Origin of the sequence: Humibacter ginsenosidimutans (assembly GCF_007859675.1) — a bacterium.
GTDB lineage: Bacteria > Actinomycetota > Actinomycetes > Actinomycetales > Microbacteriaceae > Humibacter > Humibacter ginsenosidimutans.
In genome coordinates this window covers 4,168,158-4,183,638 of the sequence record NZ_CP042305.1, presented here as the reverse complement: position 1 = coordinate 4,183,638, position 15,481 = coordinate 4,168,158, and the positions used below count along the sequence as shown (strand labels likewise).

General features: G+C 70.3%; 13 protein-coding genes. 6 read left to right on the top strand and 7 right to left on the bottom strand.

Annotated elements, in window-relative coordinates:
* The first annotated feature begins 78 nt into the window (after positions 1 to 78).
* A complete protein-coding gene (locus FPZ11_RS20030; protein ID WP_367889410.1) occupies positions 79 to 579 on the top strand; it encodes an aminotransferase class III-fold pyridoxal phosphate-dependent enzyme in 501 nt (166 codons plus the stop codon).
* A 123-nt stretch (positions 580 to 702) separates the two neighbouring features.
* Here the strand turns inward: FPZ11_RS20030 and FPZ11_RS19110 are convergent, their stop codons facing one another.
* Positions 703 to 1,092, bottom strand: a complete 390-nt coding sequence (locus FPZ11_RS19110; protein ID WP_146322577.1) for a helix-turn-helix domain-containing protein — start codon at positions 1,090 to 1,092, stop codon at positions 703 to 705.
* A gap of 237 nt (positions 1,093 to 1,329) precedes the next feature.
* Between FPZ11_RS19110 and FPZ11_RS19105 the strand changes: the two genes are divergently transcribed.
* The 3 genes from FPZ11_RS19105 to FPZ11_RS19095 all read left to right on the top strand — a co-directional run bounded on the left by FPZ11_RS19105 (position 1,330) and on the right by FPZ11_RS19095 (position 3,818).
* Positions 1,330 to 1,914 carry a ClpP family protease gene (locus FPZ11_RS19105; RefSeq protein WP_246846417.1) on the top strand — a complete coding sequence of 195 codons (585 nt, stop codon included), beginning with the start codon at positions 1,330 to 1,332 and terminating at the stop codon, positions 1,912 to 1,914.
* A gap of 61 nt (positions 1,915 to 1,975) precedes the next feature.
* Positions 1,976 to 2,896 carry a hypothetical protein gene (locus tag FPZ11_RS19100; protein ID WP_146322576.1) on the top strand — a complete coding sequence of 307 codons (921 nt, stop codon included), beginning with the start codon at positions 1,976 to 1,978 and terminating at the stop codon, positions 2,894 to 2,896.
* Between the two features lie 205 nt (positions 2,897 to 3,101).
* Complete coding sequence (locus FPZ11_RS19095) at positions 3,102 to 3,818, top strand: lysophospholipid acyltransferase family protein (protein WP_146323016.1); 717 nt, start codon at positions 3,102 to 3,104, stop codon at positions 3,816 to 3,818.
* Positions 3,819 to 4,192: 374 nt separating this feature from the next.
* Here the strand turns inward: FPZ11_RS19095 and FPZ11_RS19090 are convergent, their stop codons facing one another.
* Positions 4,193 to 4,663 carry an OsmC family protein gene (locus FPZ11_RS19090; protein ID WP_146322575.1) on the bottom strand — a complete coding sequence of 157 codons (471 nt, stop codon included), beginning with the start codon at positions 4,661 to 4,663 and terminating at the stop codon, positions 4,193 to 4,195.
* 159 nt (positions 4,664 to 4,822) lie between these two features.
* Between FPZ11_RS19090 and FPZ11_RS19085 the strand changes: the two genes are divergently transcribed.
* Complete coding sequence (locus tag FPZ11_RS19085) at positions 4,823 to 5,839, top strand: asparaginase (RefSeq protein ID WP_146322574.1); 1,017 nt, start codon at positions 4,823 to 4,825, stop codon at positions 5,837 to 5,839.
* A gap of 94 nt (positions 5,840 to 5,933) precedes the next feature.
* Complete coding sequence (ald, locus tag FPZ11_RS19080) at positions 5,934 to 7,049, top strand: alanine dehydrogenase (protein WP_146322573.1); 1,116 nt, start codon at positions 5,934 to 5,936, stop codon at positions 7,047 to 7,049.
* A gap of 2 nt (positions 7,050 to 7,051) precedes the next feature.
* Here the strand turns inward: ald and FPZ11_RS19075 are convergent, their stop codons facing one another.
* The 5 genes from FPZ11_RS19075 to FPZ11_RS19055 form a co-directional block, all read right to left on the bottom strand.
* Complete coding sequence (locus tag FPZ11_RS19075) at positions 7,052 to 9,994, bottom strand: FtsK/SpoIIIE domain-containing protein (protein WP_146322572.1); 2,943 nt, start codon at positions 9,992 to 9,994, stop codon at positions 7,052 to 7,054.
* A gap of 102 nt (positions 9,995 to 10,096) precedes the next feature.
* Entirely contained in the window at positions 10,097 to 10,732 is a 636-nt protein-coding gene (locus FPZ11_RS19070; RefSeq protein ID WP_146322571.1) for an FHA domain-containing protein, read from the bottom strand.
* 65 nt (positions 10,733 to 10,797) lie between these two features.
* Complete coding sequence (locus tag FPZ11_RS19065) at positions 10,798 to 13,128, bottom strand: transglutaminase TgpA family protein (protein ID WP_168203920.1); 2,331 nt, start codon at positions 13,126 to 13,128, stop codon at positions 10,798 to 10,800.
* The gene (locus FPZ11_RS19060; RefSeq protein ID WP_146322569.1) at positions 13,125 to 14,468 is read right to left on the bottom strand and encodes a DUF58 domain-containing protein; all 1,344 of its coding nucleotides are present in this window, start codon (positions 14,466 to 14,468) and stop codon (positions 13,125 to 13,127) included. Before FPZ11_RS19060 ends, FPZ11_RS19065 begins: the two co-directional genes overlap by 4 nt.
* On the bottom strand, positions 14,465 to 15,478 hold the full coding sequence (locus FPZ11_RS19055) for an AAA family ATPase (RefSeq protein ID WP_146323015.1): 1,014 nt from the start codon (positions 15,476 to 15,478) through the stop codon (positions 14,465 to 14,467). The genes FPZ11_RS19060 and FPZ11_RS19055 overlap by 4 nt, the downstream gene beginning before the upstream one ends.
* Positions 15,479 to 15,481: the final 3 nt, after the last annotated feature.

Genomic DNA, 15,481 nt, shown 5'->3' with positions numbered 1-15,481 from the left:
ATCGTCTTCGTCGCCGACGAGATCCAGGCGGGCATCGCCCGCACCGGCGCCTGGTACGCCAGCGAGCACTTCGGTGTGGTGCCCGACCTCGTCACGACGGCGAAGGGCATCGCGGGCGGCTTCCCCCTCGCCGCAGTCACCGGACGCGCCGAGATCATGGATGCCGTGCAGCCCGGCGGCATCGGCGGCACCTTCGGCGGCAACCCGGTGTCGACCGCCGCCGCCCTCGCCACGCTGGAGGCCATCGAGAACGAGGGTCTCATCGCCGAGGCGCAGCGCGTCGAGCGGGCGCTGCAGGCGCGCATCGGCGACTGGGCCGAGCGGTTCCCCGTGGTGGGCGACGTGCGCGGCAAGGGCGCCATGTGGGGTGTGGAACTCGTGGTGCCGGGAACGCGACGGCCGAACCCGGAGGCGCTCACGGGCATCCTGCGGCACGCGACGAGCAGCGGCGTGATCGTGCTCGACTCCGGCAGCTGGGACAGCGTGCTGCGCATCATGCCGTCCGTCGTGATCAGCGAGGAGCTCATCGACGACGCGGCGAGCGTGATCGAGGTCGCCCTCGCCGCCCTGTCGGCCTGAGCGGTCACGCACGAGCGGCGGGCCGGCCCGCCACGGTCGACCACCGCGTTCCGGCGACGGAGCGCGTGCTGTTTCGGGCGTTCGAGATGCACGAACGCGCACGATCCTGACTGAGCCTGATGCTCAGGCCACGAGCAACTGCGTGTCGGCGGCGCGGCGTACCGCGCGAGACATCCGCTGCACCGGCATCCGTTCCGCGTGAAGCCGATCGGCGATCGAGCCGATCGATACGTCGTCGTGACGTGGGGTGAGATCGAGCACGGGCGCGAGGTGCGCGGCGCGTTCCGCGGCCACCAGCTCCACGTCGGTCTCGCGCATCAGCTGACGCAACGTGATGCCGAGCACGACGCAGACCGTCTGAACGATCTCGCTCGAAGGCTCTTTGCGACCGCGTTCGATCTCCGAGAGGTACGGCAACGAGATGGCCGACGCCTGCGAGATCTCGCGCAGAGTCAGACCTTTGGCGAGCCGAAGTCTTCTGATCGCCGACCCCATGGCGTACCTGAGCAGCATCTGCGATCCCTTCCCCGCGATCCACTGACCTGTGCGACGCGAGGCGCCGTCGTCATGCTGCATATCGCGGTTCTCCCAGGCTACGCGTGAGCCGGTGGCCGACAGCGGTGTCGCGTTCTGCTCTCGGCGAAGTCGCCGTCGGCAGAAACGCCGCCGTGCGACGCGGAAGGCACTCGAGCATGGAACCCGACCGAGCACAGGTCGCCGCATGCCACGAGACATCAGCAGGAGGATCACATGCCAGAACCGATGACATCCATGCCACCGGCACCACAGGTCTTCGACCGTCTGCTCGAGCACCGCATCGTGTTCCTCGGCGTCGAGGTCGACGACGCGATCGCCAACGAGATCTGCGCCAAGCTCCTGCTGCTGGCGGCGCACGACCCGAAGCAGGACATCCAGCTGTACATCAATTCGCCCGGCGGCTCCGTCACCGCGGGCTTCGCCATCTACGACGTCATGCGCTACATCACGCCCGACGTCGTCACCGTGGGAATCGGCTTCGCGGCGTCGATGGCGCAGTTCCTGTTGAGCTCGGGTACCCCGGGCAAACGGTTCGTGCTGCCCAACACCCGCGTCGTGATGCACCAGCCGCACGGCGGCTTCGGGGGCACCGCCGCCGACATCAGACGTCAGGCCGAGCAGATCGTCAAGTTCAAGAAGGAGATGGCGAGGCTCACCGCCGAGCAGACCGGGCACACGCAGGAGGAGATCCTGCGCGACGGCGACCGGGATGCCTGGTACGACGCGGGCGAAGCCGTCGAGTACGGATTCGTCGACGCCGTGATCGAGTCGCAGGCCGCGCTCGCCCGACTCGCCTGAGCCGACTCGCGTGACGCCCGGCGGGCATCCACGGTGCGAGGACACCCCGTAGGGTCGATGCATGCCCGCACGCCACAGCGAGACCGAACGGATGGGCATGTGGGTGGCACGGGCGCCCATCGGAGATCTCGCGATCGCCGTGGTCGCCGCGCTCTGCGTCGTGGTGTTCGCCGTGCTCGCCGCCGTGGCCGTGGGCAGCCCGGAGAAGAAGGCGCCGTCGAACACGCACTTCGACGCCGGGCTGATCATCGGCGACGCCGCGTTCTACGACCCGGACGCCATGACCGCGGCGCAGATCCAGCGCTTCCTCCAGCAGCGCGACTGCACGCCGCAGGGGAACGTGCCGTGCCTGAAGGACTACCGGGAGGACACGCCCGACGAGCCGACGCAATACGCGCACTGTGCCGCGATGAGGGGCGAGCACGACGAGGCCGCGAGCTCGATCATCGCGAGGATCGCCCAGGCGTGCCGTATCAGCCCGAAGGTGCTGCTCGTACTGCTGCAGAAGGAGCAGTCGCTTCTCACACATCCGACGGTCTACGGGTACCAGCGCGCGACCGGGTACGGATGCCCCGACACGGCGGGCTGCGACGCCCGTTACTTCGGCTTCTTCAACCAGCTCTACAACGCGGCGTGGCAGTTCAGGGAGTACACGGTCGGCGGCTCGTCGTGGCGTTACCACGTCGGCCGAGTGCGCATTCAATACCACCCGAACACGGCGTGCGGCGGCAGCGTCGTGGACATCCGCACGCAGGCGACCGCGAACCTCTACAACTACACGCCGTACCAGCCCTCGCCGCAGACCGTGCGGCACCCGGATGTCGTCACCCCCTGCTCGACGTACGGCAACCTCAACTTCTGGAACCTCTACACCACCTGGTTCGGTTCGCCTCTGACGCAGCCGTTCCCCGCCCAGTACGCACCGTGCCTGAACCTGGTGGGCGGCGCCCGGTGTTTCATCGATCCGAAGACGGGCCTCTGAGGCGCCTGTCGAGGCGCCCGCCGTACGTCGGTCTGCTGCCCTCTCCTGCACGCTCCCATGCCCCTGCCGGCATATGCAGGTTCTTAAGGTCGTGAGCATGACGACTCTCTCGGGTACGGCCACGCCCACCGCTCTGGTTCGCTCCGAGAGACGCGAGGACGGTGATCGGCACGAGGCCCTCTCACCCGCGGGAGGACGTGCCGACATGGCGATGGAGCACTCCGCGGGAGAGCGTCCGCGCCTCGGGTTCCTCTACGGCTTCGGCCGGTTCGTGGTGGCGCCGGTCGCCCGCGTGCTGTACCGGCCGAAGGTGATCGGCCGCCACAATGTTCCTCGCGAGGGTGCGGTCATCCTCGCGAGCAACCATCTCTCGTTCATCGACAGCGTCGTGATCCCCGTCGTGGCGCCTCGGCCCGTGCAGTTCCTCGCCAAGTCCCATTACTTCGAGGGGCGCGGCATCTCGGGCTGGATCAAGCGCACCTTCTTCGGCGCGATCGGTGCCGTGGGGGTACGGCGCGGGGCGGGCAGGGACTCGCAGCATGCGCTCGAGTTGAGTCGGAGCATCCTCGAGGCAGGCAACGCGTTCGCGCTCTACCCGGAGGGGACGCGGTCGCTCGACGGACGTCTGTACCGCGGCCGCACGGGGGTCGCCTGGTTGGCGCTGACCACGGGTGCCCCTGTCGTGCCGGTAGGACTGATCGGCACGGAGCGTCTGCAGCCGGTAGGCAGCAAGGCGCCCACGTTCGCACGTGTCACCGTCGCGTTCGGTGAGCCGATCGACGTCGCGTCGTTCGGTCCGGCGACGAGCGGCAAGGCCCGTCGCGAGGCGACGGATGCCATCATGGCCGCGATCCAGCGCCTCAGCGGGCAGACCGAGGCCGGGGTGTACAACGAGGCGCCGGCCGACGCCGACACGCTCTGAGGCGGTGGGTCCCGACGGTCTCGCTGGGGAGACGGCGGGTCCTGACGGTCTCACGCCCGATGCGCACTGAGGCTGGCGCGATGTCTGACGCTGTGAGCGAGCGCGGAGATGACCGGGGATGATCGGACGTTTCGGTGGAGCGCGAAATGGTCACTCGTTGACGTGTGCGGGCGCTCGAAGGAACCGATCCGGGCGGAGTCGACCATGTGTCGTCCCGAGGTCGACACACACGCTCGCGGCGGAAGTGCGCACTCCTGGACAGAACGCGCACGCTCGCGACGGTGAAAGCACACCCTCGGGGACAGAAGGACGCACTCTCGGGGATCGAAAGACTCACTCTCGGGGGGACGCGGCGCCAGGCGCGGGACGGGGCGTCAGGCGAGGCGCGTTGTCGGCTCGTGGCCGACCGGGAAGTTGACCGAGGCCGCGATGAAGCACAGGCGGGCGGCCTCCTCGTGCAGGGTCTGCGCGAGCTCGACCTGCGACGCGTCGGACACCGTGACCTCGGGGCGCAGGGTGACCGACGTGAAGTGCCCTCCGCCGTCGGGTGTGGTCGTCATGGTGCCTGTCGGCGTGTCGGTGTAGGCGATCACGACGACGCCATTGCGCTGAGCGACGTGCAGGTAGCTGAGCAGGTGGCACTGAGAAAGTGCCGCCACCATGAGCTCTTCCGGGTTCCAGCGCTCGGGGTCGCCGAAGAACGCGCGGTCGCTCGAGCCCTCGATCGGCGGGTTGCCCTCCGCCCGCACGATGTGATCGCGACCGTACGCGCGGTAGTCGCTCGTTCCCGTGCCGCGGTTTCCCGTCCACTCCAGCTCGAGGGCGTAGTGATGGTCGACGTTCACGATCGGTCCCTTCCGTCGGCCACCGGGCCGCACACCGCCCACTCTGACAGATCGTGCACGGCTCCCGCACACTCCGCCGCGTGACCGGCAAGGATCGCACGGATCGTTCGCATCGGCGCAAACATCCCGCGAACCGTGCTCGTTACACTGAAAAACACCATGAGTGAATCGGTGCGTGCGCAGCAGTTCTCCGGCACCTTCGACAGCACCGCCGCCGTGGAACTCGCGGTCTCCGACCGCAGCGGCTTCATCGAGAACCGGCACGTCGGGTCCGCCATCGTTCTCTCTCCGGAGGGCGAGCGTGTGCTGGCTCTGGGCGATCCGGATGCCGCGGTACTCCCCCGCTCCACTCTGAAGCCCTTCCAGGCCGTCGGCTCGCTGACGGCCGGCGCCGAGCTCGACGCGGAGCAGACCGCCCTCGCCTCCGCGAGTCACGCCGGCACCCCTCGGCACGTCGACGTCGTGCGCCGCACCCTCGCCGACGCGCGCCTCGACGACAGCGCGCTGCGCTGCCCGTCCGCGCTGCCCGCCGATGCCGAGTCGCGCAGCGCCGTGCTTCGCACAGGCGGCGACGCCGCCCCGATCTACATGGAGTGCTCGGGAAAGCATGCGGGGATGCTCGCGGCATGCGTCGCTCAGGGGTGGAGCGTCGACGACTATCTCGACGCACGGCATCCTCTGCAACAGCACATCAGGGACGTCGTCGAGCGTCTGACCGGCGAGAAGGTGTCGCACGCGGCCGTCGACGGCTGCGGCGCTCCGGTGTTCGCCGTCACCCTGGCCGGCCTGGCACGGGGCGTGCACCGCATGGCAACGGCGTCGGAGTCCTCGCCGTTCGCCTTGTATCGCACGGCGGCGAGCGTGTTGCGCAGCGCGCGCGAGCACCCGTGGGCGATCTCGGGCCCCGGCCGTCCGGACACCGTGCTGATGGAGACGATCGGCGGCTACGCCAAGGCCGGTGCCGACGGCGTGATGACCGTGTGCGTGGCCAACGGCACGACCGTCGCCGTCAAGATGCTCGGCGGCAGTGTTCCGGCGGCGCGGGTCGCGGCAGTCGGCGCCCTGGCGAAAGCCGGCGCGATCGATGCCGCGACGGCACAGGAGGCGCTCGAGAGAGCGGATGCCGTCGTGTACGGCGGAGGGGCGCCCGTCGGCCGCCTGCGCCCGACGGTCTGAGCGGATAACGGCGCAGCGCGCCATCAGTCTTCGCGGTCAAAGGAGACCGCGGGCGGGCCGAGGACGGTCCGTGAGAAGAAAGAAACGGAAGACGATGAGAATCTCCATTCCACGCGAGATCAAGAACAACGAGTACCGGGTGGCGATCACTCCGGCCGGTGTGCACGATCTGGTCGGCAACGGGCACGAAGTGCATGTGGAGCGCGGTGCAGGCGACGGCTCGTCGATCCCCGACTCCGCCTACTCCGATGCTGGCGCGATCATCGAGCCCGACGCGGCCGCCACCTGGGCGAGCGCAGAGCTTCTGCTCAAGGTGAAAGAGCCGATCGAGCGGGAGTTCGGCTACTTCAGGGACGGCCTCGTGCTGTTCGCGTATCTGCACCTGGCCGCCGAGCCGGCTCTGACGAAGGCACTGGCCGACGCCGGTGTCACGGCCATCGCCTACGAGACCGTGCAGCGCGCCGATCGCTCGCTGCCGCTGCTGGCCCCGATGAGCGAGGTGGCCGGCAGGCTCGCGCCGATCGTCGGTGCGAACACCCTGCTCAAGCCGCAGGGCGGTTCCGGGCTGCTGGTGCCGGGGGTTCCCGGAACCTACCCCGCCAAGGTGGTCGTGCTCGGCGGCGGCGTCGCGGGCTCCAACGCCGCACAGGTGGCGGTGGGTCTCGGCGCCGATGTGACGGTGCTCGACACCAACGTCGGACGGCTGCGCGAGCTCGACGCCCTGTACGCGGGCCGCATCAAGACCATCGCGTCGACCACCTTCGAGGTCGAGCGCGCAGTGCTCGACGCCGACCTCGTGGTCGGATCCGTGCTGGTGCCGGGCGCCAAGGCGCCGAAGCTGGTGCGCAACGACATGGTGGCGAAGATGCGCCCCGGCAGCGTGCTCGTGGACATCGCCGTCGACCAGGGCGGATGCTTCGAGGACTCGCACCCGACGACCCACGATGCCCCGACCTTCAGGGTGCACGACACCATCTTCTACTGCGTCGCGAACATGCCGGGCGCGGTTCCGCACACCTCGACGCACGCGCTCACGAACGCGACGCTGCCCTACCTGCGCGCGATCGCGAACAACGGATGGCAGGCAGCGCTCCGCGCGGACCCGGCGCTCGCGCTGGGACTCAACGTGGTCGACGGCCGGGTCACGAACGCTGGCGTGGCAGAGGCGAACGGCCTGACGCCGACGCCCTTGGCGGAGGTTCTGGGCTGAGCTCACGGCATCCGCGCCCGACTGAAGACCCCGCTCGGTTCGCGCACGAGCACATGCCCGGGGACCGTCGTGGGCGGGAGCTCCCTGGTGTGCAGCAGGGCTCGCAGGTGCGGGAGCGGGCATCCGTCGAACACCATGACCGCTCGCGAGCGCACTCTGGCGAGCAGACCGAACCGGCTCTGCCACGTCTCGGCGTCGCCGACCAGCACCACGGCGCGGGCCGTCGTTCGCACGCTCACGCCCCCGCTGGAGTGCGTGCCCGCGTCGTGGTCGGGGCGATCGGCCACGACGCCGACGGGGCTGGTGGAGTCGCCGACCCCTGGTGAATCGGTGCCGATCGCCCCGACATCGATGACCTCCACGTCGAGGTCTGCTGCAGCGAACCCGGTGAGCACCGCCTCCGGGTTCTGCGTCACGACGACGGTGACCGTCCCCGCCTCGAACTCGAGTTCGGGCGGCGGGAACCGGATTGGCAGCGGAGGCGGCGGCACGAGCATGACCTGGCACGCGCGCTCGCGCCACACGCCCCGGCCGGGCGGCGCATCCGCGTCGTAGAGTTCGGCGGGCGCGCCGGCGAGCACGTGCTCCTGGCGGTCGGACTGACGCAGCACGAGCCGCTCTCCGAAACGGCCTGCGACGGCGCGCAGTGCGCTGGGCAATGAGGAAGCCGTGCAGACGAGTGCCGTGCCGGCGCGTGGACCGTCGATGAGCAGAGCGCGGATGCGCTCCACGACGGCGTCGCGGTGCTCGTCGTCGAACCGCTCGAGCAGAGCGTCGACGTCGTCGAGGAGCACGAGGCACGGCGCGGGGTCGTCGCACGCGGGGCGTGCCGCTGCCGTTGACAGCGCATCCCACGCTCCCTCGACGTCAGCCGGCACGACGACGACTTCGCCCGTCCACTGTGCCCCGACTGCGGCGAGAACCGTCGACTTTCCCGAGCCGCGCGCACCCTGCACGAGCAGGTGCGCGGCGGTCGGGCGGTAGACGATGCCCTCCTGCACCTGGCGGTCCGGGTCGTCCCCGGCGCCGATCACCACGGAATCCGGAGGCGATGCGCCGAAGGCCGAGAGCGGGATGCGCGAGGGCAGCGCCGGCAGCCACGGAGCACGCGGCACGACCCCTCCAGCGAACCTGCTGACGACCGACTCGATGTCGCTGTCGCGCGCCGACGCCGCCTGCGCGATCACCGTCGTTCCGTCGCGGCTGACGACGAGCCTGCCGGGGATGCCGTGCGGAAGTCGCGCTGCGGCATCCGTTCCGAGCAATGCAGCGCTGTCCGCCTCGGAGGACAGTCGCAGTGAGATGCGCAGTGCGCAGTTCGCGATGAGCGCGTCGCCGAGCACGCCGGTCGCGCGCTGCGTGGCGAGGACGAGATGCATGCCGAGCGCGCGGCCCCGTGCGGCGATGTCGACGAAGAGAGCGGCGAGATCGGGGAATGCGGCGAGCATCGCCGCCGCCTCATCCACGACGATGACGAGCCGCGGGAACGCGTCGGGCGCATCGCGCAGGTCGGATGCCGCGCGTCGCGCCAGCTCCGCTTCCCGGCGTCGGATCTCGGCGCGCAGGCTCTTCAGCGCCCGCAACGCCTCGCCGTGGCCGAGGTCGGTGACGACGCCGACCGTGTGCGGCAGCGCCGCCAGCCGCTGAAAGGCGGTGCCGCCCTTGAAGTCGACGAGCAGAAAGTTCACGACCAGGGGGCTCGCCGCCGATGCGATGCCCAGCACCCAGGAGGTGAGCAATTCGCTCTTGCCGCTGCCCGTCGTTCCGGTGACGACCGCGTGCGGCCCCGACGCGACGAGATCGATGACGAGCGGCCCGGCGTCGGACACGCAGAACGTTGCGGGCAGCGCCGCGTCCGCGGCCGCGGTCCGATCCGCGTCGACCGCGGCGCCCAGCTCGGCGAGTTCAACGTGCTCCGCAAGCGGTGACACTGCCGCGATGCCTCTGGCTGCGGCCTCCACGGCGAGCGCCGTGCCGAATCCCAAGGCCTGTTGCGCCGTGATCAGCTCGGCTCGAGCACCCGTCTGTTCTGCCGCTGCCGAGAGCATCCTCAGATCACCGTCGGCCTCCACCCGCACGACGAGACGACATCCGCTCGGCAGCGTCTCCACGCTCGGCGCCACGGCGAGGATCGCTTCGCCCAACGGCTCGTTCCGACGGGCCATCGATGCCTGCGCATCGGCCCGCAGCTTTCCCCCTGCCGGGTCCTCACCCGTGTCGCTGACGTGCACGACCAGGGGCGCGGCATGCGCGCGCCCGGCGTGCGGGTAGCCGGCGAGCCAGCGATAGGCCTCGGCGTCTGGCGCGTCGAGCGCGAGTGCGCCGGGTGGATGTGCGTGCGCGAGCTGGACGACCAGGCCGCGCACCAGAGCTCTCGCCGCAGGCAGCGGGCCGACGACGCCGATGCCGTCCGCGGGATCACCCAGTATCGGCGCATCGGCGAGCGAGCGCGCGGCCGCGACGAGCTCGAGGTCTTCCTCGGACTCAGCCGAACCCGACACGACCAGCCTGCTGGCCGTCGTTCCGGTGCCGATGCGCACGACCGCGAGGCGTGCGCTTGGAGCGGTCCACCGCCGCGAGCGATGCGATGCGTCGGCGAGGAGGGCGGCGGCGGACGGATGTTCGGCGTCGAGTGCCGCACGCTCGGCACGGTGCGCGGAGGAGACTGAGTCGAGAAAGACGGCGCTCTCCGCGGCGTGAGTGCGGGCATCCGCACGGCGTCTCCTCCTGGCCGCGATGCGTCCGTCGACAGCGCCGGCGATCGCGATGACCGGGCTGAGCGCCGCGAAGGCCAGCATCATCGGCGACCCGATCACCGCATAGAGCACGGCCGCGCCGGCGACAGGTGCGAGCACGGCGAGCACGGGGAATGTCCCACGTGCTGGGGCCGGTGCACGCCTGGGCAACACGACGGCGTCGTGCGGGGAACGGCCGAGAACTGTCATGCCTCCACTGCAACGCAACTCACCCGGGTCGTGCTGCGGCAAGAGCGCTGGGGTGGCATGACCCGTCCATCGGCGCTCCTGGGGACGCAGAGGCGGATGCCGTCAGCGCACGTCGAACCAGCGATCCCCGATCTCGACGCGGCCGGCTCGCGGAACCCTGTACCGTCTCCCCGGTTCCAGCCGATGCGGGGCACCGGCGGGCGGGATGATGACGGTTCCGTTGGCCGAGTACCTGTCGCAGATCCACAGGTCCCCGACCTCGACCCCGAACTCGAGGTGCGTCTTCGAGACGGAGCGCTCGTGGTCGGCGATGGACACGAGCTGGTCGAAGCTCTCGCCCGGCTGCACGTACGGTCTGCGCCCGAGCAGGCCGGATCCGACGACGACGATGCGCTCTCCCGTCGAGAACGAGAGCACGTAGGGCACGGGCGGTTGAGAGGCGGCGCCGTCGCAGCCCGATCCCGATGCCGGGGCGCCTGCGGTGGAGCCGTCGTCGGCGTGGCCGGTGATCGAGCTCACGACGCTGATGGGGCGCGTCTCGATCAGCGACTCCGGTCTCGCGACGCTGCCGCCGGCATCCTCGACCTGCGACGCTGCGTCGGCCGAATCGTCTGCACCGGCGCTCGCGGTGCCGATGTCTCCTGTCGGCCGTTCCGAGGTCGTTCCAGGGTTCAGGATGGTCGTGTCGCCGGGTCGTGGATCGGCCACGCGGGCCTTCGGCACCTGCGTGGCGTTCACGGCTCTTCCACACCGCCCGCAGAACATGGCGCCCGCCGGAAGCGCGGCGCCGCATGCCGCACAGTTCACCGCTCACTCCCTGTCGATGACGAACCCTTTTCGGTTCTCCCTCCACGGTAGCCGCCCAGCGACCGGAGGGAGACGCGCGCACGCAGCCGACCCCATCTGGTGGTGCGCGCGTCGAGGTCCCGACGCAGCTCCTCCACGGCGCGCCACACCTGGTCGGCGTCGGCCTCGGTGGGCTCGGCCCGTCCGAACGCCGACCGGTCGGCCACCGAGGCGAGCAGCAGCGACCGGGGACCGCCCACCGCCTGCGCGGCCTCGCTGCGCGTGGCGGAGGCGTGCGGCGAGTAGCCGTGATCGACGGCGGAGTCCGCGAACTCGCGCCACGCACCCGAGATGCGCACCCGAGGACCGGCACGCGACGACCGGCGCCCTCGGCGCCTGCGCCACTTGGCGGCGATCACGGCGAGGAACGGCGCGACGACCAGCGCCGCGACCGACAGCGTCCACCCGAGCACGGTGAGCACCGTCAGCAGGATGCTCAGCCACAGCGGCAGCTGGTCGGTCTTCTCCTGCTTCACGTGCGACTGCGGCGGCGGGTTCTGATCCCGGTCGCTGGTGTCCTTCGGCGGGTCGACGACGGACTGCGGTCGGGAGATCTGCTTCGGACGCTCCGGCTTCTTCTCTGGGATGGGCCGCACCTGCGGATTCGGATCCACGTCGACCCAGCCCTGCTTCGCGGTCTGCACCTGGATCCACGCCGTGATGTCCGACCCCGTGATCGTCGTCGAACCGTTGTCGCTGTTCTGCGGGACCGTGAAGCCGAGCACCACGCGAGCCGGAAATCCGAGTCGCCTCGCCATCAGCGCCGCCGTCACCGCGTACTGCTCCTGGTCGCCGATCATCGGCTGATCGGTGAGCAGCGAGGTGATGCGGTCGGCGCCGTGCCCGGAGAGGCTTGTCGGCTCCGAACCGATGCCGTGGCTGATGTAGCCGTTCTGTGTGAGCTTGAGCAGCACGGCGGAGAGCTTCTTGCCCGGGGTGTCGGCGTCGCCCTCGTAGCGGTGCACGGTGTCGTCGAGATCGTCGGGCATGACGGAGACCGCCGGCAGCGCAGCGTCGCCCGGCTTCGCCGTCGCCAGCTGCGCGATGGTGAGCGACGGCGTGGTCTGCGCGGTGACACTGTACGAATCGCCTGCCCGCACCGCGGCGATGTCGGCCATCGTCGCCGTCGTCGAGTTGTAGTAGAAGCCGTCGCGAAGTGCTCCCGGATCGTCACCGCCGAAGGAGATCGTCTGCAGATCGCCGAACGTCGGCAGCCACGGACCGGAGAGCCCGTCGATCGAGACCTCGAGCGTCTGGATGCTCCGCCCCGCGCCGTCCCCGTCCCGATCCGGCAGCGCAAGGGTGTCCGGCACCCGCGCGAACGCCCCCGAGTCGCCCGGCTGCGTGCCCACCGAGTACACGACGCCGTTGTACGTGTCGAGCGTGGCCAGGCGGATCGTGCGCAGTCTTCCCGCGCCGGTCACGGTGAACAGCGCCCGGTGGGCGGTCGCGGGTTGCAGGTAGGAGCGGAATCCGGACAGCGGGCTCGCATAGTCGCGCGGGTTGAACGGCGGCATGGCGGTCGTGCGCGCGACGGTGCGCGCGGCCGTCGTGGGCAGCACTGTCGTCACGGCGACCCCGGCGGCGACGGCGACGGCGACCGCCACCGTCGCGACCGTGACAGACCGCGCCGCGGCGAACGAGCGTTCGCCGCGGCGCACACCGTCGGCGTGCGCGCTGTCGAGGGACACCAGGCGGGAGACGCGGCGGCGACGACGCATCCACGCGAGCCAGCCGACGCTGAGCGCGGCGATCGCGACCACCAAGGGCAGCGGCGTCGCCGTCGTGTCGGAGCCGAGAACGATCGCCATGGTGAACACGGCCAGCGGAGGGACGAGGGCGAGCTCGGGCATCCTCGCTCGAAGCGCCACCGTGATCGAGACCAGCGTTCCAGCGAACGCCAGCACGTAGGGCGGCGTCAGCAGCGCCTGATACGACCCGACGGGAACACTGATCGTCACGAGCTGGCGCCAGCTCAGCGCGAGTGCGGAGAGGAAGTCGAGAAACCCCTGCCAGGTGGGCGCCACGCGCCACATCGTCTCTCCCGGCACGGCCAGCGGAACGCCGAGCACGAGGAACGCGCCCGCCGCGACGCACGCGGTGACCAGGGTGCTCCATCGCCGGATCGCACCGACGACGGCGACCGCGGCGCCCGCGACCAGTGCGCCGATCGCCATCGCGACGAAGTCCGAGTCGCGATAGATCGGCCAGAACGCGACGACGGCGCACGTCATGAGCACCAGCAGGTACCCCGTGGCGGCGATGCGGTGACGAAGCCCGACGCTCATACGGCCTTCCAGTTGGCCAGGCTCGAGCGCAGATCTTCGAGGTATCCGATGGTGAGGATGCTCACGTCGCCCACCCGACGTAGCCCAGGGGCGCTGCCCGGCGCGCATCGCACCACCACGACGGCGATACCGAGCTGGAACATCGTCGCGGCCTGCCTCAGGTGCGCGGTCGTCACGTCGGAACCGCAGACGAGGAACACGATCGACAGGTCGGGAGTGGTGTCGGCGGACACCTTGGCCACGTCGGTGATGTGCAGGGCTGACCCCGCCATCTCGATGCGGCACAGCGCGTCGAGCAGACGGGTCGGGGTGACCGCGTCGAGTCTGCGCACATCGAGCACGGGCGTCTTGGCGAAATCGGGCGTGCGCTCCCCGACCACGAACGACACGCTGCGATCGTCGCGCACCGCGCGCACGCCGAGGGACGCCGCCGCGCTGACCGCGAGCTCGAACTCGTCGTTCGATGCGAAGTCGCCCTCCGCCGTCGAGAGCGCGATGAGGAGGTTGCTGCGTCTGGTCTGCTCGTACTGACGCACCATGAACGCGCCGGTCTTCGCCGTGCTGCGCCAATGGATGTGCCTGCGCTCGTCGCCGCGCGCGTACTCGCGCAAGGCGTGGAAGGACATGTCGCTCGTCGTGAGGTCTCTCGTGGTGTTGCCTTCGAGGTCGCGCACCAGTCCCGTGCTCATGCTCGGCAGCGTGACGGTCTGCGGGTGCACGAAGAGCTCGGCGGTCTGCTGCCAGTCGGTCTCGCGGCGCAGGAGCCCGACCGGGTCGGCGCGCACCGAGCGCACCGGGCCGACGATCACGACTCCCCTGTGCGTCGTCGGCACCTGAAAGACATCGCGGAACCTGGTGCCGGGGCGCAGCCCCGGCACGGCGAACTCCGCGACGCCGTCCCCGACCGGCACCTCGATGCGTGCCGCCAGCAGGCCGCGTCTTGTGGGGTTCGAGACCTCCACGTCAACCGGTGCCGAGCCGCCGACGACGACGCGCGGCGTCGGCAGGTGCACCGTCGCGCGATAGGCGACGGATCCCAGCAGGTAGCCGACGGCCAGCACGAACAGCGCCGCCCCCACCCACGCCACGACGAGGGCCTCCGACCAGCCTGCGACATAGCCGGCGATGAAGGCGGCGATCGTCACGGCGGCGACGCACACGCCCGTCACGGTGGTGACCTGCGTGACCCAGTGGATCGCGCGGGAGCACCACAGCGTGAATCGGCGCCAGAAGCGCACCACCGCGACCACGGCATCGGCGAGTCGGTCATCGCGCGCGCCGACGATCCGGGTTCGAGCGTTGTCGATCCCGGTGCTGCCGGAGTGCGCGTCGAAGCTCACACCAGCGTCCCGTCCAGCGGCGGCGGTGTCTCCAGCACGACGTTCGCGACGATGCTGCCCGCGGTGACGCCGTCGAACTCGGCCTCGGGATCGAGCACGATCCGGTGAGCCAGCACGGGCTCCGCCAGCGTCTTCACGTCGTCGGGCACGACGTAGGCGCGTCCCAGCGCCGCGGCGTACGTCTTGGCCGTGCGGATGAGGGCGAGGCCGCCGCGCACGCTGACGCCGAGACGCACCTCGTCGGCGCTGCGCGTGGCATCCACCAGCCGCGACACGTAGTCGTTGATCGACGGATCGACATGCACCGACCTGGCCAGCTTGGTCATCGTGGTGACCATGTCGCCCATCACGACGGTGGGAAGCACGGTGTCGTGCGCCGGGTGGTCCGCGCCCTCGAGAATGCGCACCATCGACGCGTGGTCCGGGTAGCCGATGGATGCCTTCATGATGAACCGGTCGAGCTGCGCCTCCGGCAGGCGGTACGTTCCCGCCTGCTCGACGGGGTTCTGCGTGGCGATCACCATGAACGGCGGGGCCAGGCGATGGGTCACGCCGTCGACGCTGACCTGGCGCTCCTCCATGACCTCCAGGAGCGCGGCCTGCGTCTTCGGGCTGGCCCTGTTGATCTCGTCGGCGAGCACCACGTTGGCGAAGACCGGGCCGGGATGGAACTCGAAGTCGCCTTTGCGCTGGTCGTAGACGCCGACCCCCGTGACGTCGCCTGGCAGCAGGTCGGGGGTGAACTGGATGCGGCTGCTCGTTCCCGAGATGCTCTCGGCGAGCGCCCTCGCCAACGAGGTCTTGCCCGTTCCCGGCACGTCTTCCAGCAAGAGGTGGCCCTCGCTGAGCAGCGCGGTCACGGCGAGCCTGATGACGTGCGTCTTGCCGAGCAGCACGCGTTCGACGTTGGCGACGATGGCGTCCACCATGCTCTGGAACCAGGCGGCCTGGTCGTCCGTGAGCACGGCGGAGGGGCGCGGCGGCTCGGCCGGGGCCGGCGGCTCGGCCATCCG

Excerpts from the sequence above, each read along its gene's own strand:
- FPZ11_RS19095 (WP_146323016.1), top strand. The coding sequence starts at position 3,102 with ATGGCGATGGAGCACTCCGCGGGAGAGCGTCCGCGCCTCGGGTTCCTC.
- FPZ11_RS19110 (WP_146322577.1), bottom strand. The coding sequence starts at position 1,092 with ATGCTGCTCAGGTACGCCATGGGGTCGGCGATCAGAAGACTTCGGCTC.
- FPZ11_RS19075 (WP_146322572.1), bottom strand. The coding sequence starts at position 9,994 with ATGACAGTTCTCGGCCGTTCCCCGCACGACGCCGTCGTGTTGCCCAGG.
- ald (WP_146322573.1), top strand. The coding sequence starts at position 5,934 with ATGAGAATCTCCATTCCACGCGAGATCAAGAACAACGAGTACCGGGTG.
- FPZ11_RS19100 (WP_146322576.1), top strand. The coding sequence starts at position 1,976 with ATGCCCGCACGCCACAGCGAGACCGAACGGATGGGCATGTGGGTGGCA.
- FPZ11_RS19065 (WP_168203920.1), bottom strand. The coding sequence starts at position 13,128 with ATGAGCGTCGGGCTTCGTCACCGCATCGCCGCCACGGGGTACCTGCTG.
- FPZ11_RS19105 (WP_246846417.1), top strand. The coding sequence starts at position 1,330 with ATGCCAGAACCGATGACATCCATGCCACCGGCACCACAGGTCTTCGAC.
- FPZ11_RS19055 (WP_146323015.1), bottom strand. The coding sequence starts at position 15,478 with ATGGCCGAGCCGCCGGCCCCGGCCGAGCCGCCGCGCCCCTCCGCCGTG.
- FPZ11_RS19085 (WP_146322574.1), top strand. The coding sequence starts at position 4,823 with ATGAGTGAATCGGTGCGTGCGCAGCAGTTCTCCGGCACCTTCGACAGC.